The organism is Promicromonospora sukumoe (assembly GCF_014137995.1).
Lineage (GTDB): Bacteria > Actinomycetota > Actinomycetes > Actinomycetales > Cellulomonadaceae > Promicromonospora > Promicromonospora sukumoe.
On the sequence record NZ_JACGWV010000001.1, the window covers coordinates 2,696,020 to 2,716,575 of the forward strand.

Genomic DNA, 20,556 nt, shown 5'->3' on the forward strand with positions numbered 1-20,556 from the left:
GACGCGGCTCGTCGGCGCACAGCGCACGAGGAGGCTTGCCGTTGACCGCAGAACCGATGGAAGTGGAGCACGCGCTCACTTTCGGGGTGAACCAGACCGTCGGGCGGTACCGCTATGACCTGGCCACCGACGAGTGGTGGTGGTCGGACGAGATCTACCGCATCCATGGCTTCGAGCCCGGCGACGTGGTGCCGACCACGGCCCTGATCCTGTCGCACAAGCACCCCGACGACCTGCCCTCCGCCCGGCAGGTGCCGAGCGAGGTCGCCGCGGCGACGGGCCAGCCCTTCAGCAGCGTGCACCGCATCATGGACGCCCGCGGGCAGGAGCGGACCCTCGCCGTGGTCGGCCAGGGCCGGCGCGACCCGGACACCCGCCGCGTCGTCGAGCTCGTGGGGTACTTCATCGACGTGACCGCCGGGATCAAGGCCCAGGCCAACCGGGCGGCGAGCTCGTCCATCCAGGCCGCCGCCGCCACGCGCGCCCCCATCGAGCAGGCCAAGGGCATCATCGCCTTCGCCCTGGGCATCAGCTCCGCCGAGGCCTTCGAGCGGATGCGGAGCGCCTCGAACGACACGAACGTCGCGGTGCGGGACGTCGCCCGCCGGATCATCGAGCTGACCAGCAGGCAGAGCGCCGCGGCGGACGTGATCGCCGTCCTGTCCGGCCCGCGCGCCCCCGAGCCGCCGTCCTGAGTCGCCGCGGGGACGTGGCGGCTCCCGCCGCCCTCAGTCCCGCCCGGACGACCTGACGGACCGCAGGAACTCGTCGACCAGGCCGCGGCTCTCCGGCGCCGCCGGCACGGAGGACTCCACGAAGCCGACCAGCTCGCGGGCGATGTCACGCAGAGGGACGTTCGTGTCGTTGGACACTCGCCGCAGCAGCTGGAACGCCAGGTCGTGGTCCACGGAGTAGACCATCATCAGCATCCCCCGGGCCTGCTCGATCGCCGCCCTGCGCTCCGCCGATGCCTGGATGGCCGCCGTGGCGTCGCGCGCGGCGGCCGCGCGGTGGGAGTCCGTCACGTCGATGATGTAGCCGGAGAGCACGGTGACCTCCCCCGTGCCCTCCTCGCGGTAGCCCTGGCCGGTGATCACGAGGGTCCGCGTCTCTCCCCGGGTGTCGACGATCCGGTGCACGGAGCTGAACGCCTCGCCCGACTCGGCCGACCGCCGCAGCGCGCCGTCGATGTTGCCCAGGTCGTCCGGGTGCTTGTGGGAGACCATCAGCCCGGTGGTGGGGACGACCTCGCCGGGCTCGAACCCGTGCATGACGTACACCTCCCGGGACCAGGACCACGTCTCCGTGAGCAGGTCGAGCCGGTAGCGGCCGACCGGCGGCATCTCGCCGCCGTCGAGGGCCTCCTCGATCTTGCTCTCCATCTGCGGCTCCCCCGGTCGGCGTGTGCCCCTACTGTCGCCATGGACGGGCGTCACTCGCACGCGGGCCCTGCTCCCGCCCGTCAGCGCAGGAGCAGGTGGACGAACCTTTCCGCGGTGTCCGGCGTGGCCGGCACGCGGCGCAGCGCGCGGGTCACCACGGCGCCGACGAGCGCGTCGACCACCTCCTGCACCGGGGTCCGCGCCCAGATCTCGCCCGACGCCACGGCGTCCTCGACCCGGGTCGTCAGCTCCGAGCCGCCCAGCGCCTCGTCGAGCCGGGCGCCGATGTCCGCGTTCTCCGCCGCCGCCGTGACCAGCGACCGGATGAACGGCGCGTTGCCCGGGTCGTCGACGAAGCGGGACAGGTCCTCGAGCCACGCCGTGAGGTCCGCGCGCACGTCGCCGGTGGCCGGCACCTCGAAGTGCCCGGGCAGCAGCTCGCCCTCCAGCAGCGCCTCCGCGACGACCGACCCCTTGGAGGGCCACCAGCGGTAGATCGTCTGCTTCGCGACGCCGGCCTCGGCGGCGATGCCCTCGATCGTCAGGTGGTCGTACCCGCGCGTCGCGAACAGCGACGAGGCCGCCTTGAGGATGGCCCGCCGGGCCGTCTCGCTGCGCGCGGCGCCTCGTCGTCGAGGTACCGCTCCCGCTTCCGTCATCCCCCGATCCTACGGGCGCATTAACGAGACGCAACGTCGCGTATTCTTGATCGCGCTCGACCACTGGAACATGAGGAGAGACCGATGGCGGAACTGCTGTACCGGCTGGGCAAGGGCGCGGCACGCCGCGCGTGGGCGGTGATCTGCGCCTGGGTGCTCGTGCTCGCCGGCACGGTCGGGGCGTTCACCGCGTGGTCCGGCGAGCTCGCGACCAGCTTCGACGTGCCCGGGCTGCCCTCCTCCGAGGTGGTCGAGGAGCTGGAGGCGGCGCTGCCCGACCTCGCCGGCGCCTCGGGCACGATCGTGTTCGCCACCACCGACGGGTCGGCGTTCACCGACGCGCAGAAGGAGCAGATCAGCGCCCTGGCCGACGACGCGGGCGACCTGCCCGACGTCGCGCAGGTCGTGGACCCCTTCGACGCCGAGTCGGAGCGCGCCGACCAGGTCGCCCGGCTCAAGGACGGCGAGACGCAGCTCGCGGACGGCCGCCAGAAGCTGGCGGACGGGCAGGAGCGGCTGGACCAGGGCGTGGAGGAGCTCGACGCCGGACAGCGGCAGCTCGACGACGGGCAGGCCCAGCTCGACGAGGGACGCGCGCAGGCCGAGGCCGCGGGCTTCCCGACCGACCAGCTCGACGCGCAGCAGGAGCAGCTGGACGCCCAGCAGGCGCAGCTCGACGTCGGGCGCGAGGAGCTGGCCCAGGGGCAGGACGAGCTCGACGACGGCCTGGCGGAGCTGGAGCGCAACGCCCAGGAGCTGGCGACGGGCACCGCGCTGCTGGACCTGGCCCGCGACATCCGGGTGGTGTCCGAGGACGGTGCGGCCGCGCAGGTCAACATCGCCTTCACCGAGCCGCGGCTGGAGCTGCAGGACGCGTCCAAGACCGCCGTCGTCGACCACTTCACCGGCACGGACATCGACGGCGTCGAGGTCGCGGTCTCGTCCGACATCTCGCAGGGCGTGCCGAGCCTGGTCGGGCCCGGCGAGATCGCCGGCCTGGTCGTCGCGGCGATCGTGCTGCTGGTGATGCTCGGCACCGTGGTGGGCGCCGGCATCCCGATCGTGACGGCGCTGACCGGCGTGGGCATCGGCGCGCTCGGCGCGCTGTCGTTCTCCGGCGTGGTCGAGATGGCCTCGGTCACCCCCGTCCTCGGCCTGATGCTCGGCCTCGCGGTCGGCATCGACTACGCGCTGTTCATCCTCAACCGGCACCGCAAGCAGATGCTGCACGGCACCGACGTGCGCGAGTCCATCGGGCTGGCCAACGGCACCTCCGGCACGGCGGTCGTGTTCGCGGGCAGCACCGTCGTCGTCGCGCTGCTCGCGCTCAACATCACGGGCATCCCGTTCCTGGGCCTCATGGGCACCGTGGGCGCGGCCTGCGTCGCCATCGCCGTGCTCATCGCGATCACGCTGACCCCGGCCCTGCTGGGCCTGGTCGGCGAGCGCATCCTCAGCCGCCGGGCCCGGCGCGCCACCGCGGGCCAGGACGAGGCCGTGGCGCACGTCCGCGAGATGTCCACCGGCCGGGCGGTCGCCACGACGGTCCTCACCGTGGTCGGCCTGCTCGCGCTGGCGATCCCCGCGCTGTCGATGCGGGTCGGCCTGCCCGACGGCTCGTCCGAGCCCGCGGGCTCGCTGGCCGAGCGCGCGTACACGATCACGGCCGACGAGTTCGGGGCGGGCGCCAACGGCCGCCTCCTCGTCTCCGCCGACCTCCCGGCCAGCCTCGACGACGGCGAGCAGACCGAGGCGCAGCTCGCCATCGGCTCGGCCCTGGCCGACGTCGAGCACGTGGCCGCCGTCGCCCCCGCGGCGACGTCGGACGACGGCACGCTCACCGCCTTCCAGGTGGTGCCGGCCGAGGGCCCCAACAGCGAGTCCACGGAGGCCCTGGTCCGGGACCTGCGCGACCTGCCGCCCGTGGCGCTGGACCGCGGCGGTCAGGCCGAGCTGGGCATCGCCGGCCAGGCCGCGATCAACATCGACATCTCCGAGAGCCTGAACGACGCGCTGCCGCTCTACCTGCTCGTCGTGGTGGGCCTGTCGCTGCTGATCCTGATCCTGGTGTTCCGCTCGATCCTGGTGCCCCTGATCGCGACCGGCGGGTTCGTCCTGTCCCTGTTCGCCACCTACGGCGCCATCACCGCGGTCTTCCAGCAGGGCTTCGGCGCGAGCCTGATCGGCCTGGACAGCACCGGGCCGATCCTGTCGTTCCTGCCGATCATCCTGGTCGGCATCCTGTTCGGGCTCGCCATGGACTACCAGCTCTTCCTCGCCACCGGCATGCGCGAGGCGTACGTCCACGGCGACCCCGCCCGGCTCGCGGTCGCCCGCGGGTTCCGGGCGGGCCGCTCGGTCGTGATCGCCGCGGGCCTCATCATGGTCGCCGTCTTCGGCGGGTTCGTGTTCGCCGAGTCCGTGATGATCCGGTCGGTCGGCTTCGGCCTCGCGTTCGGCGTGCTGGTCGACGCGTTCGTCGTCCGCATGCTGCTCATGCCCGCGCTCATGCACCTGCTGGGCAACAGCGCGTGGTGGCTGCCCCGGTGGCTCGACCGCCTGCTGCCGGACGTCGACGTCGAGGGCGCCTCCCTGGAGCGTCAGCACCCCGTGCGGCGCTGACCGCCGGCCGGGGCTGACAGCCGGTCAGCCCCGGCGAACGACCTCCAGGCGCACCAGGCGCCGCCCCTGCACCTCCGTGACCACCAGGTCCACGTCGTCGATGCCGACCTGGTCGCCCGTCTCGGCCACGCGGCCCAGGCGGCTGACGACGTAGCCGGCGACCGTCTCGTAGGGGCCGTCGGCCAGCTCGACCCCGGTCTGCTCGGCGAACTCCTCGATGGTGATGCCGGCGTCCACGACGCTCGTCCCGTCGGCCGACGGCGGCTGGGCGCCGTCGAGCGCGTCGTGCTCGTCACGGATGTCGCCGACCATCTCCTCCACGAGGTCCTCCAGGGTGACGATCCCGTAGGTGCCGCCGTACTCGTCCACCACGACGGCCAGGTGGCGCCGCTCCCGGCGCATCTGCGACAGCGCGGGGATGAGGTGCGCCGTGGTCGGCAGGTAGAGCATCGAGCGCGTCAGCTCGCGCACCGGCGTCGTCCCGGACGCGCCGAACAGGTCCCGGACGTGCAGCACGCCGATCACGTCGTCGAAGTCGGTGCCGGTGACCGGGTAGCGCGAGTACGGGCTGACCTGCACGAGCTCCAGCACCTCGGACACCGTCAGGTCGCCCTCGATGAACGTGACCTCCCCGCGGGGGCGCATCACCTCGCTGACCGACCGGTCGGCGGCGTCGAAGACGTCCCGCAGGATGCGGCGCTCCTCCTCGGGCAGCCCCTCGTGGGCCACCACGGTGTCGCGCAGCTCCTCCTCGCTCATCTCCTCGGACGTGGCCCGCGGGTCGCCGCCCAGCACCCGGACCACAGCGTCGGTGGACACCGACAGCAGCCACACCACCGGGCGCATCAGGGTCGCGAACCGGTCCAGCGGCGGCCCCACGATCAGCGCGACGCTCTGGGAGCGCTGGAGCGCGAACCGCTTGGGCACCAGCTCGCCCAGGACGAGCGAGAGGTAGGCGATGACGAGCGTGAGCGCGATCAGCGAGATCGTCCCGGCGACGTCGGCCGGCAGCCCGATGCTCTCCAGCACGGGCACGAAGTCGGGGGCCAGGGTCGAGGCGCCGTAGGCCGCGGAGAAGAACCCCGCGACGGTCACGCCGATCTGCACGGCGGCGAGGAACCGGTTGGGGTCACGGGCCACCGCGGCGACGCGGGCGCCGCGCCCGCCCTTCGCCTCCAGGCGGCCGATCTGGCTCTCGCGCAACGAGACCAGAGCGATCTCCGTGCCGGCGAAGACTCCACCGACCAGGATGAACACCAGGACCAGTGCGACGTTGAGGATCGTGTCCTGATCCATCAGCCGCCCACCTCCCCGGTCCGGCTCGGGCGGTGGGCGCAGGGACTGTGTGCGTCATCCATGGCGACGAGTACATGAGGCGCGACGCCGCATGTCAAACCGGGGTGCTCAGCCGGCGGGCGTCTCACCGTTCCCGGTGGCCGGGCCGGGTGCGGACAGGCTCCGCCGTCCGACGACGAACCCGGCCGCACCGCCCAGCAGGAGCGCGCCGAGGCCCGCCAGCAGCGCCGTGGTCCCGGGCGCCAGGCCCGGGTTCGGGACGTAGGTCGTCTCCGACAGCGGCGCGTACGCGAACCAGCCGTAGGACACCGGCCGGGTCCCGGACCAGACGGCGGCCGCCAGCAGAGCCAGCCCCACGACGACGAGGGCCGCGAGGACAGCGCGCGTGGGGACCGGCCGGCGGGGCTCGGAGGGTGTGGGAGTGGTCATGCGGGACATCGTCCCGGGGTGCCGTGCCCGGGGCAAGCGTGATCCCGGCGAGGCGGGTCAGAGCATCCCGCGCTCCCGCGCCGTGGCCGCCGCCTCGGTCCGCGACTGGGTGCCCAGCTTGGTGTTGATGTGCGCGAGGTGCGACTTCACCGTCGCCACCGAGAGGAAGAGCTCGCGGGCGACGGCGTCGTTGGACCGCCCCGCGGCGACCAGGCGCAGCACCTCGAGCTCGCGTGCGCTGAGGGTCTCGGCGGGGGTGCGCACGCGCCCCAGCAGCCGCCGCTGCACGTCCGCGCCGAGCGCCACCTCGCCCGCGGCGGCGGAGCGGATCGCGCGGGCGAGCTCCTCGGTCGGCGCGTCCTTGAGCAGGTAGCCGGTGGCGCCCGCCTCCACGGCCGCCAGGATGTCGGCGTCGGTGCCGTAGGTCGTGACCACGAGCACGGGTGTCGCGTGCCGCCGGACGATGCTCCCGGTGGCTTCCGCGCCGCTCATCCGGGTGTCGCCGAAGCGCAGGTCGAGCAGGACGACGTCGGCCCGGCCCCCGCCGTCGAGCCAGCGCAGCAGGTCCTCGGCGGTCGACGCCTCGTGGACGACGCGCATGTCCGGCTGGCCGTCGATCACGGCGCGGAGCCCGGCCCGGACCACCGGGTGGTCGTCGGCGACCACGACGTCGATCATGTGTCCTCCCCGGGCCGGACCGGCAGGGTGACCGTGAGGACGGTCCCGGCGCCGGGCTGCCCCTCGAGCGTGAGCTCGCCGCCGAGCTCCCGCACCCGCGAGCGCATGGCGGGGATGCCGAAGCCCCGTCCGCCGGACCCAGCCGCGGGCGCCGGGTCGAGGCCCACGCCGTCGTCCGCGACGCGGAGGGTGACGCTGCCGGGCTCGTACGTCAGCGTGACCTCCGCCCGGGACGCGCCGGCGTGCTCGTCGACGTTGGCGAGCGCGGACTGCGTGATACGCAGCAGCGCGATCTCAAGCGGCACGGGCAGGGGTCGCGGGGGGCCGACGGTGTGCACGGTGACCGCCAGGGGGCTCGACCCGGTGCCGTCGAGGCCGGCCGCGGTGCGATCGGCGACCCGGCGCAGCGCCCCCAGCAGGGTGGTGCGGTCGAGGTCGGCGGGCGTGAGGTCCTGCACCACGCGCCGGGCCTCGGCCAGGCCGTCGCGCGCGGCGGACCGGGCCTGGCCGACGAGCGCGCGTGCCCGGTCCTCGTCGGAGCCCACGGCGTCCTCTGCCGCCCGCAGCAGGAGCTCGATCGCGGACAGCGACTGCGCGAGGGTGTCGTGGATGTCGCGGGCCAGGCGAGCGCGCTCGTCCGTGACCGCCCGCTCGCGCTCCGCCACGGCGAGGTGGCGGCGTGCGCGGGTCAGCTCGTCCACGGTGCGCTGCCGGCTCTGCGCCTCGCGGACGAACGCCTCGATGCCGAGCACCACGCCCACGGCGACGGCCGCCCCGAGCAGGGGCCCCAGGACGTACCCGGTCCACGGTTCCCCCGGCCCGGACCGGGTCAGCAGACCGTCGGCGACGGCGACGACCGCGGTCAGGGCGACCGCGACGACGCCGCGGCGCGGCCCGAGGACGTGCAGCTGCAGGAGCATGAGCGGGAACGCCACCCACAGCCCCGCCGGGGACAGCCACAGCAGCACCAGCCACAGGGCGGTCAGGCCGGCGACCCACGCGACGTCGGGCCACCAGGCGCCCCGCGGCGTGTCCACGGACCGCTCGTGGACCCGGACCACGGCTCGCCCCGCGACGTAGACGGCCAGGAGCGCACCGCCCGCGAGCGCCGCGGGCCACCCCACGCCGGGCGGGGCCTGGACCACCGCGACGACCACCAGGACCGCCAGCAGGAGGTCGAGCCCGACGACCAGGCCGCGCGTCGCCGGGGACGAGGTCGCCGCGGACGAGGAAGGGCGGGTCACCCGTCCACGATAGCCAGCGGAAGGACCCGCGCATCGTCCGAAAGGTTGAACCTCCGGTCCACCGTTCGACGGCGCACGATCACACGCGCCGCCGATGACCGCCGTCCGCCCGGCGCGGAGGCTGGTACCCGTACCGGCAACCGTTCGGAGGAATCTCGTGTTCGTCGCCCTGCGCGATCTCAAGCATGCCCGGGGACGCTTCGTCCTCATGTCCGTGGTGATCGTGCTCATCACCTTTCTCGTCACCTTCCTGGCCTCCCTCACGGCGGGGCTGGCGCGGGAGTCGACATCGGCCGTGACCGACCTGTCCGCCGACCACGTCGCGTTCTCGATGCCCGCCGCGGGCGACTCCCCGGAGTTCACCGCGTCCCGCGTCACCCAGGAGCAGTGGAAGGGCTGGGCACGGGAGCCGGGCGTCGCGTCCGCCCAGCCGCTGGGGGTGGCGACCACCCGCGCGGAGTCGGGCAGCACCACGGCGGCGGTCACCGCGCTCGGTGTGGCCCCGGGCACGGGCCTCGTGCCCGGGGACAGCGGCGCCGATACCGGGGCCGACGTCGAGCCCGGCACGGTGGTGCTCACCCCGGGCGCCGCCGACGCGCTCGACGTCGGCGCGGGTGACACGGTCACGCTCGGCGGGCAACGGCTGACGGTCGCGCGGACCGTCGACGTGGACCAGTCGTTCTCGCACACGCCCGTGGTGTGGACGACGCTGGAGGACTGGCAGGCCGTCGGCGCCCGCGGGCCCGAGGCCGCGACGGACGGCCCCGTCGCGACGGTCGTCGCCCTGACCACGACCGGCACCGGCGACGCCGGGCTCGCCGCCGCGGACGACGCCCTCGGAACCACCACGGTCACCACGTCGGACGCCCGCTCGGCGGTGTCCTCCTTCGTGGGCGAGAACACGTCGCTGACGACGATGCAGGCCTTCCTGCTCGTCATCTCGGCCCTCGTCGTCGGCGCGTTCTTCACGGTCTGGACCATCAGCCGGACCGGCGACGTCGCAGTGCTGAAGGCGCTGGGCGCCTCCACGGGCTACCTGCTGCGCGACGCGCTCGGGCAGGCCGCCGTCCTGCTGGTCGGCGGGGTCGGGATCGGCACGGCGCTCACCGCCGCGGGCGCCGCCCTGCTGCCCGACGCCGTCCCGGTCGTCCTGACCGCCGCGACGACCCTCGTGCCCGCCGGCGGCCTGATCCTGCTGGGGCTCGTCGGCGCGGGCGTCGCCGTGGCCCGGGTGGCGCGCGTCGACCCGCACGCCGCCCTCGCCGCCCGCTGACCGCCCGCAGCCCACCCCACACACCCACGAAGGAGAAACCCATGGACCTGCGCCTGGACGGCATCACCCTCGTCTACCCCGACGGCGACACCACGCTCACCGCGGTGGACGACGTCGGCCTCACGATCCCCGCCGGGACCACCACCGCGCTGCTCGGCCCGTCCGGGGCCGGGAAGTCCAGCCTGCTGGCCGTGGCCGCCGGGCTGACCCCGCCCAGCCGCGGCACCGTCTCGATCGGCGACGAGACGGTCTTCACGCCCACCACCACGGTGGCGGAGGCGACCCGCGTGCGGCTCGAACGGATCGGCATGGTCTTCCAGTCGCCCAACCTGCTCGGCTCGCTGACCGCGCTCGAACAGCTCGAGCTGCACGCCCACCTGCGCGGGCACCGGCCGGCGAGCCTGCGCGAGCGCTCCCTGGAGCTGCTGGACGCCGTCGGGCTCGCCGGCCTCCACGACCGGCGGCCGGCGCGGCTGTCCGGCGGGCAGCGGCAGCGGGTCGCGATCGCGCGGGCGCTCGTCGGCCGGCCGCAGGTGCTCCTGGTGGACGAGCCGACGTCGGCCCTCGACCACGAGCGCGGCACCCAGGTGGTCGAGCTGATCACGGGCCTGGCGCGCGAGACCGGGGCGGCGACCCTGCTGGTCTCCCACGACGCCGCCACCCTCGGGTCGGTCGACGCCACCGTCCGCATGCTCGACGCCCGCGTCGAGGCGGCCCAGCCGGTGTGAGCGCCGAGCGGCGGCCTGGCGACGCGCGTCAGGTGGTGGCCGGCGACCAGCCCAGCAGCGGCCCGAGGCGGGTCGCCAGGTCCGTGAGGATCTGCGCGTAGTCCGGCTCGTCGAACGTGAACGGCAGCGCGAACGCCACCTCGTCGACCCCCTGGAACCCGGCGTGCGCGCTCAGCCGCTCGGCGAGCTGCTCGCTGGGGCCCACCAGGTCGGGCGCGAAGAGCATGCGGCGCGGCCCCGCCTGGACGGGCGCCACGGTGCGCGGCAGCCGGGCCGCGGCGTACGCCTCGTACCGGGCGACCTGCTCCGGGGTCGCGCCGTCGGTGGGGATGACCACGAGGCCCTGCGAGACCCGGGCGTCCTCCCCCGCCGGGTGCAGGCCGCGGAACAGGTCGATCTGCTCGCGCTGGAGCGCGGCGAAGTCCGCGTGGTCGGCGTCCCCGGCGTCGAGCACGGAGGAGGTCAGCAGGTTCAGGCCCGCCGTCCCGGCCCAGGCCGCCGACGACGCCGAGGCGGCGCCGTACCAGACGCGGTCCCGCAGCCCGGGCGAGTGCGGCTGGATGCGCGTCGAGTAGGTCTCGATGCCCTCGGTGCCCTCGAACGTGGAGACCGCGCCGCCCGACAGGTTGTGCAGCAGGCGCTCGACGCGCGCCTTGGAGAAGTCCTCGTGCTGCCACGTGGTCGGGTAGAGGTGGTCGCGCAGGTGCTCCCAGTGGATGGGCGGGCCGACGCTGACGCCGGGGTTGAGGCGGCCGCCGGACAGCACGTCCACCGTGGCGAGGTCCTCCGCCAGGCGGAACGGGTTCTCCAGGCCCAGGGGCGTGACGGCGGTGCCCAGCTCGATGCGGCTGGTCCGCTGCGTCGCGGCGGCGAGCACCGCCACCGGCGAGGAGATGCCGTGCTGCAGGTGGCGGTGCCGCAGCCACGCGCTGTCGAGGCCGAGCTGCTCCCCGAGCTCGATGAGCCGCAGGGTGGCCTCGTGCCCGGCCCGCGGGTGCTCCGGGTCGAACAGGCCGATGGTCAGGAAGCCCAGCTTGCGCAGCGGTCGTGTCACGGGGTCAGTGAACCATGGCCGTGGGGGCGGGCGTCCGCGAGCCCAGCGTGTCCCGCAGGGTCTCCCCCGCGTAGCGGGTGCGGAACACGCCCCGCTCCTGGAGCAGCGGGACCACGTCGGTGAACACCTCGTCCAGGCCCGTGGGCGTGATGGTCGGCACGAGCATGAAGCCGTCGCTGGCCCTCGACTGCACGTGCTCGTCGATCTCCACGGCCACCTCGGCGGCCGTGCCCACGAGCTGGCTGCCGCGGGTGGTGGCCTCCACGACGACGTCGCGCACGCTGAGGCCGCCGGCCTGCGCGCGCTCGTGCAGGTCGGCGGCCTGCGCGCGCGAGTCGCGGTGCGCCGTGGCCCGGCCGGCGGTGAGCTCCACGCCCTCGACGACGTCGGACAGCGGGGGCAGCGCGCCGTCGACGTCCAGGCCGTCGAAGCGGCGGCCCCAGACCGTCTCGACGTACCGCACGGCGGTCGCAGGGCTGACCTGCGCCCGCCGCTCGTGCCGGGAGCGCTCGACCGCCTCCTCGTGGGTGTCCCCCAGCGCGAACGTCGCCGCCGGGAGGATCTTCAGGTCGTCCTCCGCGCGGCCGTGGGCGGCCAGCCGCGCCGTGATGTCGGCGTAGAAGTCGCGGCCGGCGTTCGGCTCGGCGAACGGGGAGAAGATCGCGTCGGCGTAGGTCGCGGCGGTCTCCCGCCCTTCAGGCGACACGCCCGCCTGGAGCACCACGGGCCGTCCCTGCGGCGCGCGCGGCGTCGCGGGGCGGGCCGCGACGTCGAAGAACCGGCTGCGGTGCGTCACGACCTCGCCCGTGGCGGCGGCGTCCCAGAGCTCGACGGCGGTGGCCAGGAAGTCCTCGGCGCGCGCGTACCGGTCGGCGTGCGCGAGGTAGCCGCCCCGGCGGAAGTTGGCGCCGAAGAAGGCGTCGTGGCTGGTCACCACGTTCCACCCCGCCCGTCCGTGCGAGACCAGGTCCAGCGACGCGAGCTGGCGCGCCAGCTCGTACGGCTCGTTGTAGGTGGTGTTCAGGGTGGCGACGAGGCCGATGTGCTCCGTGACCCCGGCGAGCGCGGCGAGCTGGGTCAGGGAGTCCGGGCGACCCACGACGTCCAGGTCGTGGATCTCCCCGGCGTGCTCACGCAGGCGCAGGCCCTCGGCGAGGAAGAAGACGTCGAAGAACGCGGCCTCGGCCGCCCGCGCCAGGTAGGTGAACGAGGCGGGGTCGATCTGGCTGCCCGACCGCGGGTCGGACCAGATGGTGGTGGCGTTGACGCCCGGGAAGTGCGCGCCGAGGTGCACGCGGCGCTTGTCGGCGCGGGTGCCGTCGGGTCGGGTGGCGGTCATCGTGCGGTCTCCTGCTCGGGCTGGGTGGCGTAGCGGCTGGCGGGGCGGGGCAGGCCGAGCCGCTCCCGGAGGGTGTGTCCGACGGCGGCCGGGGCGTCCGCGGGCTCGTTCGGCTCCGCGGGCTCGGGCTGGACCTCCGCGGCCACGCGGGCCGCGGCCTCGACGTCGGCGACCGTCCCGGTGAGCACGACGCCGTCGGCGCCCGTGGCGGTGCGCCAGCCCGCGAGCACGCCGGCCAGGCGCTCCCCCGGATTGGCGGCGTGCGGGGCCGTGGGCTCGGCGGCGGCAAGGGCGGTGACGTCCAGGTCGGCCAGCACGAGCACGTCCGGGCGGCCGGCCGCCTCCAGGGCGGCGCGCACCCGGCCGACGGCAGCGGCGAGCCCGACACCAGCGTGCACGCGCACGACGTCGGCGTCCCGGACCGCGACGGCGAGCGCCGGGTCGTCGTCGGCGCCGGAGACCTCGACCACGACCGGCACCTGGCCCTGCGGGCTGCGCGGCACGATGGAGGGGCCCTTGACGGAGAACCGCTCGCCCTCGAAGTCGACGTAGTGGATCTTGTCCTTGTCCACGAAGCGGCCGGTGGCGACGTCGCGGATCTCGGCGTCGTCCTCCCACGAGTCCCACAGGCGGCGGGCGACCTCGACGACGTCGCGGGCCTCGGCCCATGCCTCCGCGGCGTCGGGTGCGGTGCGGCGGCCGAACGCGGCGGCCTCGGCGTCGGACAGGGAGACGCCCACGAGCCAGCCGGCGCGCCCGGCGCCGGTCCAGTCGAGGGTCTGGACGACCTTGGCGACGTGGAACGGCTCGGTGTGGGTGACGCGCACGCGCGGGACCAGGCCGATCCGGGCGGTGCGGGACGCGGCGGCAGCCGCGACGGTGGGGGCGTCGACGGCGCCGGCCAGGTAGTCGTCGTCGAGCAGAGCGAGGTCCACCCCGGCGTCGTCGAGCGCGCGGAGGAGCGCGATCGCAGCGTCCGCGTCGGAGACGGGCGGCAGGGCCGCCGCGACGAGCAGCGGGGTCAGGGACTTGGCGTAGCAGCGGCTGATCACGGTGTCCTTCTCGTAGGGGCCGAAGGGCGCGACCGGGCGCCAGCCCTCGCGCTCGTACAGGCGGTGGGCGTCGGGCTGGAGGTAGCCCGTCTGCAGGTGGACCTCGGCGTAGCCGGCCTCCCGGGCGACCTGCTCGACGGCGGCCAGCAGCCGCGCGCCGAGCCGCCGGTTGCGGCCGGCGGGCGCCACGAAGACGCGCTTGACCTCGGCGTGGGCGCCGGTGCGCTTGAGCGCCGCGGTGCCCACGGGCTCGTCGCCCGCGAGCGCCAGCACGGTGGTGACGACGTCGGCGACGTCGACCGGGGGCGGCCCCTCGCCGCGCGGGACGTCCGCGTAGCGGGGCGCCACCTCGGCGTCCATGGCGGCGCGCAGAGCGGCGACGCGCGGGTCGTTCCACCCGGCGCGCACGAGGGTGACAGTTGGTGAGGTGGTCATCTCTCTCCCGGGTAGGCGGTGACGGGACTGCCGAGGAAATCGCCGACGAGGTCGCGCCCCACGGAGTCAAGCGTGGGCGCCCCGCACAGCACGAGCGCCCGGCGCACGTCCTCGATGGTCTCCCGGGCCCAGCGCTCTACGCCGTCGGCCCCGCCGTCGGCCAGAGCCCGGGCGACGGGCCGCCCGGCGAGCACGGCGCGGGCGCCGAGCGCGAGCGCCCGGACGACGTCCTCGCCGCGGCGGATGCCGCCGTCGACCAGGACGGGGACGCGCCCGCCGACGGCGTCGACCACCTCGGGCAGGGCGTGCGCGGTGGTGACGGAGCCGGCGAGCTGGCGGCCGCCGTGGTTGGACACGACGACGGCCGCGGCTCCGGCGGCGACGGCGGTGCGGGCGTCGTCGGCGCGGAGCACACCCTTGACGACGACGGGCAGGCCGGTGCGCGCCGCGAGGCGCTCGACGTCGCGCGGGCCCAGGTCGGTGGCGGTGCCGAGCGGGGTGCCGGGGGCGACGTCGGGGAAGTTGGCCGCGACCCGCGGGCGGCCGTCGGACGGCGCGAGCCGGGCGAGCCCCGCGCGGAACGGCAGGGTGTTGCCGACAGCGGGATGGTCGACGGTGAGGACCAGGGCCGTGGCCCCGGCGGCCACCGCGCGGTCGAGGAATCCGTGGATCAGCGTGCGGTCGTCGGGCACGTACACCTGCTGCCAGAAGGGGCCGGAGTGCGCGGCGACGTCGGCGACCGGCACGGACGAGCCGGCGGACTGCACCATGGGGAGCCCGGCCGAGGCCAGCCCCTTCGCGCTGGCGACCTCGCCGTCGGGATGGACGAGCTGGTGGCCGGCCCAGGGCGCGGCGAGCAGCGGCACGGGCGCGCGCAGGCCGAGCAGGTCGATCGCGGTATCCACGTGCGTGACGTCGCGCAGCACCCTGGGGCGCAGGGGCAGCGACTCCCAGGCGGCCACGTTGGCGCGCACGGTCGCGCCGTCGCCGGGGCCGCCGTGGACGTACGCCTCGACGGCCTCCCGGACGGCGATCTGGTCGGCCCCGGCCCACCCGGGCGCGGCCGTCATGCCTCCACCGCCTCGGGCAGCGCCGCGACGAGCTGCCGCGTGTACTCGTGCCGGGGCCGCAGGAAGACGTCGTCGACCTCCCCCTCCTCGACCACGCGCGCGTCGCGGAGCACAAGCACGCGGTCGGCCACGTGGTGCACCACGCCGAGGTCGTGGGAGACGAACACCAGCGACGTGCCGCGCTCGGCCTGGATCTCGGCGAGCAGGTCGAGCACCTGCGCCTGGACCGAGACGTCCAGCGCGCTGGTCGGCTCGTCGCACACGAGCACCTCGGGCTCGGGGGCCAGTGCGCGGGCGATGGCGACCCGCTGCCGCTGCCCGCCGGACAGGGACCGGGGGTGTCGGCCGAGGATCGCCTCGTCCAGGCCGACCCGGCGCAGCAGCCCGACGGCGCGGCCGCGCGCCTCGTCGGCGGACAGGCCGAGCCGCAGCGTGGACTCGCCGATCACCCGCCCCACGGTCCAGCGCGGGTCGAACGAGCTGAGCGGGTCCTGCGAGATGAGCTGCACGTGCCCGCGCCGGGGCCGTCGCGCCCGTTCGGGGAGCGGCACCCACGGCTCGTCGAGCACGCGCACCTCGCCGGCGTCGGGCTCCAGGAAACCCAGGACCAGGTTGACCACGGTGCTCTTGCCCGAGCCCGACTCCCCCACGATGCCGAGCGTCTCCCCCGCGCCGAGGCGGAACGACACGTCGTCCACGGCGAGGGTGCGGCCGTGCCGGCCGCCGCCGAACGACTTGGTCAGGCCGCGCGCCTCCAGGACGGTGCGCGCCGGGTCGGCGGTCCGCGCGGGCAGGGCCTCGCGCGCGACGACGGCGGCGCCGTCAGCAGCCGGACCGGCGTCAGGCCCGGCATCCGGCCCGACGTCGGGAACCGGCGCCAGCCGCCGCCCCCGCGAGGCCGCCGACGGGACGGCGTCCAGCAGCGCACGGGTGTACGCCTCGCGCGGGGAACGCAGCACGTCGCCCGCGGGCCCGGCCTCGACGACGACGCCGTCACGCATCACGAGCACGTGGTCGGCGATCCCGGCGACGACGGCGAGGTCGTGCGAGATGAGCAGCAGCCCCGAGCCCTGCGCCACCCGCTCGGCCAGGGTGTCCAGCACCTGGGCCTGCACGGTGACGTCGAGGGCGGTGGTGGGCTCGTCGGCGATGATCAGCCGCGGGTCGGCAGCGATGGCGGACGCGATGAGCGCGCGCTGCCGCAGGCCGCCGGAAAGCTGGTGCGGGTACTGCTCGACGCGCACCTCGGGCCGGGGCACGCCGACGGAGCCGAGCAGCTCGACCGCCCGCTCGCGCGCCGCGCCACGCGGCACCACGCGGTGGGTGTGCAGCACCTCGCCGATCTCCGCGCCGACGGTCCGCAGCGGGTCGAGGGAGACGAGCGCGTCCTGCAGCACCATGCCGATCCGGCCGCCGCGCACCTGCCGCCAGCGCCGCTCGGAGAACCCGGTCGCGTCCTCGCCGTCGATCTCCAGGCTGCGCGCCGTGACGTGCGAGCGGGGCCCGGCCAGGCCGAGCAGCGCCCGGGCCGTGACACTCTTGCCCGAGCCGGACTCGCCGACGATCGCCACGCACTCCCCGGGCCGCACCACGAAGGACACGCCGCGGACGGCCGCTGAACGCGGGTCGCGGCGGCCGGGGCCGGTGGCGAAGCCGACGGTGAGGTCCTCGACGGTGACCAGCGGGACGTTGCTCATGACTCCCTCCCGTCCGTGCGGGCCTGGAGCCAGCGCCCGAGCACGGTGAACGCGATGACGGTCCCGGTGATGAACACACCGGGAAAAACACCTGCCCACCAGGCCACGCGCAACACGTCGCGGGCCTCGGCGAGCATGACGCCCCACTCGGGGATGGGCGGCTGCGGCCCGAGCCCCAGGAAGCTGAGCCCGCTGACCGCCAGCACCGAGGTGCCGATGTCGATCGCGGCGAGCACCGGCACGGCCGTCAGCGCGTTGGGCAGCACGTGCTCGCGCAGCACCGCCCACCGGCCGCGGCCGTGCACGGCGGCGTGCGCCACGTAGTCGGCGCGCGTGACGACGAACGTCTGGCTGCGCACGACGCGCGCGTACAGCGGGATGCCCGCGATGCCGATCGCGACGGCGACGTTCCAGACCCCGGGGCCGGTGAAGGTGACCACGAGCATCGCCAGCAGGATGGCCGGGAACGACGAGAGCACGTCGAGCAGCCGGGTCAGGCCCTCGTCGAGCACGCGCCCGGCGCGGCCCTGGAGGAACGCCCCGGACAGGCCGGCGGCCACGCCCACCACGGTGCCGGCGACGACGGCGATGGCCGTCGCGGCCAGGCCGATCAGCACGGAGTAGCGCGCGCCGTGCACGACGCGCGTCCACACGTCCCGCCCGAGGCGGTCGGTGCCGAACGGGTGCTCGGCCGACGGCGGACGCAGGCCCGCGGCCGGGTCGCCCGTGAACGGGTCGAGCCGCGTGAACAGGCCGGGCGCGATCACCAGGAGGGCGAGGAAGGCGACGACGGCGGCCGCCGCGATCACCGCGGCCGGGGGCACGCGGCGGCGCGACCGCACGACGACGGGCCCCTCCGCGGTGGCCGCGCGCGGGCGACGAAGCAGGGTGGGGACGCTCATCGGGCACCTCGCAGCCGGGGGTCGACGACGGCGTAGAGCACGTCGAGCAGGGTGGACACGGCGACGTAGACCGCCGCCGCCAGCAGGACGACGCCGAGCACCACGGGCACGTCCTTGTTGGTCACGGCCAGCAGGGTGATCTGGCCCAGGCCGGGGCGGCCGAACACCTGCTCGGTGATGACGGCGCCGCCCAGCAGGCCGCCGACCAGGCTGCCCGCGACCGTCATGCCGGGCAGCAGCGCGTGCTTCAGGGCGTGCCGCCACACCACCAGCGACTCGCGCACGCCGCGGGCGCGCACCGTGATCGCGAACGGCTCCAGCACGGTGCGCTCCATGGACTCGCGCAGCACCTGGCTGAGCAGCCCCGCCGTCGGCAGCGCGAGCCCGACCGTGGGCAGCACGAGCGACTGCGCGCCGGTGCCGCCCGCCACGGGGAAGAGCCCGAGGCCGAACGAGAACACCATCAGCAGCAGGATGCCGGACCAGAACACGGGCACGGAGACGAGCACGAGCTCCGCCGTGGACAGCACGCCCCGCACCACGCGCGGGCGGCCGACCGTCGCGGTGGACAGCAGCACAGCGAGCGCCACGGCGACCACGCCCGCGGTCAGGGTCAGGATCACGGTGGAGCCGAGCTGGTCGCCGATGACGTCCAGCACGGGCTGCCGCTGCACGTAGGACGTGCCGAGGTCGCCCTGCGCGAGCCGCCCGAGGAAGTCGAGGTACTGCGCGAACGCGGGCCGGTCCAGCCCCCACTCGGCCACGAGCGCCTGGCGCAGCTCAGGGTCGGCGAGGTCGCCCGCCAGGATGTCGGCGACGGACCCCGGCACGAGCTGGAGCGTCCAGAACGCGACGGTGGCCGCGGCCCACAGCACCACGACGCCGGTCACCACCCGGGTGACGAGGCGCCGCAGCACCGGGTGCCGGCCCGCAGCGGGCGCGGCCGTCGGGCCGGCGCCCGGCCCGGCGGCCTCCTGCACCTCGACGGCGGCGCTCGTCACGGCTGGACCCACACGTCGTAGGAGCCGGCCGGGGAGTCGAGCTGCGGCTCGAAGGCCAGCCCGTGCACGGTGTCCTTGGCCGCGACCGTGTAGACCGGGTGGTAGAGCGGCACGTACCGCGCGTCGTCCACGACGGTCGCCTGGATCTCGTCGAGGGCCTCCTTGCGCGATGCCGGGTCCAGCGACGCGCGGCTGGCCGCCACCTCGTCGTCGAGCACCAGGTCCGCCTCGGCGGCCGTGTAGAGGAAGCCCTCGCTGGAGAAGATGCTGCGGAACAGGTTGGACGGGTCCGCCGTCGGCAGGGTGTTCGGGTAGACGGTCCACGTGCCCTTGGCCGTCTGGTCGCTGAACAAGGCGCCGGTGATGATCTGCACGTCCAGGTTCAGGCCGATGTTCTCCTTGAGCTGGGACTTGATGGCCTGCAGCAGCACGTCGCGCTCGTCGCGCACGTACGGCTCCGGGTAGCCGACCTCGATGGTGAGGCGCTCGCCGTCCTTGGTGCGGTATCCGTCGTCGTCGCGGTCGGTCCAGCCCGCCTCGTCGAGCAGCGCGTTGGCGCCGTCGACGTCGTTGCCCCACGAGCCCACGAGGTCCTCGTCGAAGTACGGGCTGTCCGGCCCGAGGCTGGAGTACGCCCGCTCGACCGTGCCGAGGTACTGGTTCTCGATCAGGGCGTCGAGGTCGAAGCCGTCGCGCAGGGCCTGGCGCACGCGCACGTCGTCGGCCGGGGCGATGCGGGTGTTGATGTTCAGGCTGAACGCGGTGCCCGTCGTCGGGCCGGTGAGGTACTGGAAGCCGGGCGCGTCCTGGAAAACGGTGGTGTCGGTGACCTGGACGTTCTCGATGACGTCGACCTGGCCGGCGGTCAGGGCGCCGGTGCGGACGGTCGCCTCGGGCAGGTACCGGTAGGTGACGTCGTCGAGGTAGGCGGCGCCGGTGTGCTCGGCGTAGCCGGGCGCCCAGTCGTAGTCGTCGCGCTTGTCGAAGCTGATCTCCTGCCCGGCGGTCCAGTCGGCCACGGTGAACGGGCCGGTGCCGACCAGCTCGTCGGTGGGCTGGCACAGGTCGCCGTCCGCCTTCAGGGAGGCGGGCGCCAGCACCGAGGCACCGATGGAGGCGACGGAGTCGAGGAACGCGGCGTCGGGCTGCGCGAGCGTGACCACGAGGGTGTGGTCGTCGGTGGCCTCGGCGTTGTCGTACGCCGCGAAGGCGGCGCGGCTGTTCAGCGTGGAGTCCTCGGCGGTGATGGCGTCGTAGTTCTGCTTGACGACGTCGGCCGTCAGATCCGTGCCGTCCGAGAAGGTGACGCCGTCGCGCAGGGTGAACGTGTAGACGGTCTCGTCGTCCGAGATCTCCCACTCCTCGGCGAGCCACGGCGTGTAGCTGCCGTCGGCCGCCTTGCCCACCAGCGACTCGGCGTAGTTGCGGATGATCGGGTACGAGTTCTGCTGGCCGGAGCGCTGCGGGTTGTAGCAGACGGGCTCGACGCTGACGCCCCAGGTCAGCGAGCCGCCGGCGACCGGGTCGCCGGCCGGCTCCGCTCCGCCGGTCGAGGCGGCGGAGCCCGTCGAGCAGGCGGCCAGGGTCAGGGCGAGGGCGGCGACGGCGACGGGAGCGGCGAGGCGGCGGGCGGCGGGCAGGCGCGGGGCGCGGGGAAAGGGCATGGCGGTGCTTCCTGTTCGTACGGCAGGGAAA

18 protein-coding genes are annotated in these 20,556 nt (G+C 74.9%); 4 read left to right on the forward strand and 14 right to left on the reverse strand.

The window, feature by feature from the left end:
• Nucleotides 1-86 precede the first annotated feature (86 nt).
• A complete protein-coding gene (locus FHX71_RS11955; RefSeq protein ID WP_312877025.1) occupies nucleotides 87-695 on the forward strand; it encodes a PAS and ANTAR domain-containing protein in 609 nt (202 codons plus the stop codon).
• Between the two features lie 33 nt (nucleotides 696-728).
• Here the strand turns inward: FHX71_RS11955 and FHX71_RS11960 are convergent, their stop codons facing one another.
• Together FHX71_RS11960 and FHX71_RS11965 are read right to left on the reverse strand one after the other, a co-directional pair.
• The gene (locus tag FHX71_RS11960) at nucleotides 729-1,382 is read right to left on the reverse strand and encodes a PAS and ANTAR domain-containing protein (RefSeq protein ID WP_182616467.1); all 654 of its coding nucleotides are present in this window, start codon (nucleotides 1,380-1,382) and stop codon (nucleotides 729-731) included.
• An 80-nt stretch (nucleotides 1,383-1,462) separates the two neighbouring features.
• Nucleotides 1,463-2,041: a TetR/AcrR family transcriptional regulator gene (locus tag FHX71_RS11965; RefSeq protein ID WP_182616469.1), complete on the reverse strand. Its 579-nt coding sequence runs from the start codon at nucleotides 2,039-2,041 to the stop codon at nucleotides 1,463-1,465.
• Between the two features lie 84 nt (nucleotides 2,042-2,125).
• Between FHX71_RS11965 and FHX71_RS11970 the strand changes: the two genes are divergently transcribed.
• Nucleotides 2,126-4,663, forward strand: coding sequence for an MMPL family transporter (locus tag FHX71_RS11970; protein WP_182616471.1), 2,538 nt, complete (start codon nucleotides 2,126-2,128; stop codon nucleotides 4,661-4,663).
• 24 nt (nucleotides 4,664-4,687) lie between these two features.
• Here FHX71_RS11970 and FHX71_RS11975 read toward each other — a convergent pair whose 3' ends face one another.
• The 4 genes from FHX71_RS11975 to FHX71_RS11990 all read right to left on the reverse strand — a co-directional run bounded on the left by FHX71_RS11975 (nucleotide 4,688) and on the right by FHX71_RS11990 (nucleotide 8,310).
• Nucleotides 4,688-5,959 (reverse strand): hemolysin family protein, encoded by a 1,272-nt coding sequence (locus tag FHX71_RS11975; RefSeq protein ID WP_182616473.1) that lies wholly within the window; start codon nucleotides 5,957-5,959, stop codon nucleotides 4,688-4,690.
• Nucleotides 5,960-6,067: 108 nt separating this feature from the next.
• Nucleotides 6,068-6,388, reverse strand: a complete 321-nt coding sequence (locus FHX71_RS11980; RefSeq protein WP_182616475.1) for a hypothetical protein — start codon at nucleotides 6,386-6,388, stop codon at nucleotides 6,068-6,070.
• Nucleotides 6,389-6,445: 57 nt separating this feature from the next.
• A complete protein-coding gene (locus FHX71_RS11985) occupies nucleotides 6,446-7,066 on the reverse strand; it encodes a response regulator (protein WP_182616477.1) in 621 nt (206 codons plus the stop codon).
• Nucleotides 7,063-8,310 carry a sensor histidine kinase gene (locus tag FHX71_RS11990; RefSeq protein WP_312877026.1) on the reverse strand — a complete coding sequence of 416 codons (1,248 nt, stop codon included), beginning with the start codon at nucleotides 8,308-8,310 and terminating at the stop codon, nucleotides 7,063-7,065. Before FHX71_RS11990 ends, FHX71_RS11985 begins: the two co-directional genes overlap by 4 nt.
• Nucleotides 8,311-8,518: 208 nt before the next feature.
• Here FHX71_RS11990 and FHX71_RS11995 point away from each other — a divergent pair, with 208 nt between their 5' ends.
• The gene (locus FHX71_RS11995; RefSeq protein WP_220489662.1) at nucleotides 8,519-9,583 is read left to right on the forward strand and encodes an ABC transporter permease; all 1,065 of its coding nucleotides are present in this window, start codon (nucleotides 8,519-8,521) and stop codon (nucleotides 9,581-9,583) included.
• Between the two features lie 41 nt (nucleotides 9,584-9,624).
• On the forward strand, nucleotides 9,625-10,311 hold the full coding sequence (locus FHX71_RS12000) for an ABC transporter ATP-binding protein (RefSeq protein ID WP_182616484.1): 687 nt from the start codon (nucleotides 9,625-9,627) through the stop codon (nucleotides 10,309-10,311).
• A gap of 28 nt (nucleotides 10,312-10,339) precedes the next feature.
• On the opposite strand, the gene FHX71_RS12005 is transcribed toward FHX71_RS12000, so the two are convergent.
• The 8 genes from FHX71_RS12005 to FHX71_RS12040 are packed head-to-tail and all read right to left on the reverse strand — an operon-like array spanning nucleotide 10,340 to nucleotide 20,525.
• Complete coding sequence (locus FHX71_RS12005) at nucleotides 10,340-11,365, reverse strand: LLM class flavin-dependent oxidoreductase (protein WP_182616486.1); 1,026 nt, start codon at nucleotides 11,363-11,365, stop codon at nucleotides 10,340-10,342.
• A gap of 4 nt (nucleotides 11,366-11,369) precedes the next feature.
• Nucleotides 11,370-12,704, reverse strand: a complete 1,335-nt coding sequence (locus tag FHX71_RS12010; protein ID WP_182616488.1) for an NtaA/DmoA family FMN-dependent monooxygenase — start codon at nucleotides 12,702-12,704, stop codon at nucleotides 11,370-11,372.
• The gene (locus FHX71_RS12015; protein ID WP_182616490.1) at nucleotides 12,701-14,191 is read right to left on the reverse strand and encodes an LLM class flavin-dependent oxidoreductase; all 1,491 of its coding nucleotides are present in this window, start codon (nucleotides 14,189-14,191) and stop codon (nucleotides 12,701-12,703) included. Before FHX71_RS12015 ends, FHX71_RS12010 begins: the two co-directional genes overlap by 4 nt.
• Complete coding sequence (locus FHX71_RS12020; RefSeq protein WP_182616492.1) at nucleotides 14,188-15,261, reverse strand: alpha-hydroxy acid oxidase; 1,074 nt, start codon at nucleotides 15,259-15,261, stop codon at nucleotides 14,188-14,190. Before FHX71_RS12020 ends, FHX71_RS12015 begins: the two co-directional genes overlap by 4 nt.
• The gene (locus tag FHX71_RS12025; RefSeq protein WP_182616494.1) at nucleotides 15,258-16,958 is read right to left on the reverse strand and encodes a dipeptide ABC transporter ATP-binding protein; all 1,701 of its coding nucleotides are present in this window, start codon (nucleotides 16,956-16,958) and stop codon (nucleotides 15,258-15,260) included. The genes FHX71_RS12020 and FHX71_RS12025 overlap by 4 nt, the downstream gene beginning before the upstream one ends.
• Nucleotides 16,955-17,860: an ABC transporter permease gene (locus tag FHX71_RS12030; RefSeq protein ID WP_182616496.1), complete on the reverse strand. Its 906-nt coding sequence runs from the start codon at nucleotides 17,858-17,860 to the stop codon at nucleotides 16,955-16,957. The genes FHX71_RS12025 and FHX71_RS12030 overlap by 4 nt, the downstream gene beginning before the upstream one ends.
• A complete protein-coding gene (locus tag FHX71_RS12035) occupies nucleotides 17,857-18,861 on the reverse strand; it encodes an ABC transporter permease (RefSeq protein ID WP_312877027.1) in 1,005 nt (334 codons plus the stop codon). Before FHX71_RS12035 ends, FHX71_RS12030 begins: the two co-directional genes overlap by 4 nt.
• Complete coding sequence (locus tag FHX71_RS12040; protein WP_182616497.1) at nucleotides 18,858-20,525, reverse strand: ABC transporter substrate-binding protein; 1,668 nt, start codon at nucleotides 20,523-20,525, stop codon at nucleotides 18,858-18,860. Before FHX71_RS12040 ends, FHX71_RS12035 begins: the two co-directional genes overlap by 4 nt.
• Nucleotides 20,526-20,556: the final 31 nt, after the last annotated feature.